The organism is Chitinophaga oryziterrae, assembly GCF_009758125.1.
In the GTDB taxonomy this organism is placed as follows: domain Bacteria; phylum Bacteroidota; class Bacteroidia; order Chitinophagales; family Chitinophagaceae; genus Chitinophaga; species Chitinophaga oryziterrae.
Map to the genome: position 1 here is coordinate 1 of NZ_WRXO01000030.1, position 1,673 is coordinate 1,673.

The 1,673-nt window shown below is 48.0% G+C and carries 1 protein-coding gene; it reads right to left on the reverse strand.

Translation table 11 applies throughout. The features are described 5' to 3' along the window. The coding region (locus GO495_RS31855; RefSeq protein WP_157304005.1) for a non-ribosomal peptide synthetase at positions 1–1,673 on the reverse strand (1,673 nt) is incomplete at both ends.

Below are 1,673 nucleotides of genomic sequence, written 5' to 3' on the forward strand. Positions count from 1 at the left end.
GGATCCAATGCTTCTCCTGCGAATATCACATACCGTAAAGATGGTAATGATAAATCTTTCTCTACATGCAACACATGATACTGTAATGCATAAAAGGCACTCGGGGTCTGGTTCAATACTGTTACCTGCTCTTTTATCAACAATGACGTAAAACGCGATACATCTCTTACTGTATCCCGCGGAACAATCACTAAGCGACCTCCATTGAACAAGGCTCCATACATCTCCCAGACTGATACATCAAAACAGAATGAATGAAACAACGGCCACACATCAGCGCTGTTAAAATCGTAACAAGGACGGTCTGTCTGTAAAAGACGTACGACATGCCGGTGTTCCACTACGACTCCTTTCGGCTGACCCGTACTTCCAGAAGTATAGATCACATAGGCTGCTGACGATGATGACAACTTACGCACAGGACGGCTTATGGGCTCTGCCGGGACTTCAGCAGTATCCATAAACAGTAAAGCGCTACCGGTACCCAACAGCGACTGGTAGGCAGAGATCGTCAATACATGACGGCTGCCACTGTCTTCTATCATATAACGGATACGTTCCGCAGGGTATTCCGGATCTATGGGTACATATGTAGCTCCCGCTTTCTGGATACCCAGTATACCGATCACCATCTCAAATGAACGGTCCAGGCAAATGCCTACAAGGTCACCGGCTTTTACACCTGACTGACGCAGGTAATGACCCACCTGGTTTGCTCGCGCGTCCAGCTCTCCATAAAGAAGGCTTTCCCCATTCAGTGTCAGGGCCACTGAAGAGGGCGTACGCGATACCTGTTCTTCAAAAAGACCGATGATGGTCGCATCTTCACGATAACCCGCCGCCGTATCATTAAAGTCTTTTAACAACTGCGTTTTTTCTCTCTCACTCAGCATCGGTATCATACCTATCTGCTGATTACTGTCTGCCACAAAAGCTTCCAGCAAGTGCTTATAATGGGATAACATCCGGCGCATCGTCGATGAGTCATACAAACTACTGTTGTAGATCAGTTCAATCCCTAAACCTGCGCGCGATTCTACCACCTGCAGGTTCAGATCAAACTGCGTGGCCGGCTCAGGTAAATGTTCCCGGATTATTGTCAATCCCGATAATGAGGGTAACTCCTGCCATGCGGATGGTTGCAATACAAACATTACCTGGAATACAGGGTTCCGCGCAAGGTCTCGAACAATATCAAGATGTTCTACTATCTTTTCGAATGGTACGTCCTCGTGTTCGTACGCACTTAGTGTTGTTTGTTTGACTTCCTGCAGTAACGATGAGAAGGTCTGGCTGCCATCCACATGACTGCGTAAAGCCAGCGTATTTACAAAGAACCCGATCAGATCAGCAATCTCCTCCTGCTGACGACCCGCTACCGGACTACCCACACAGATATCTTCCTGACCGCTGTAACGGTGTAATAACACCTTAAATGCCGTTAATAAGGTCATGAATAAGGTTACCCCTTCACGGGCTGAAAGTACCGCCAAATCTTCTCTAAACGACGCATCCAGGTCAAGCCTTTCCGACGCTCCTGCATTTGTTCCTCCCGGTATACGCAGATGATCTACTGGCAGATCCAGCGGCTGCACTCCTTCCAGCTGTTGCTGCCAGTAAGACAACTTCTTTTCCAATACTTCCCCGGACAAGCATTCCCTCTGCCATACCGC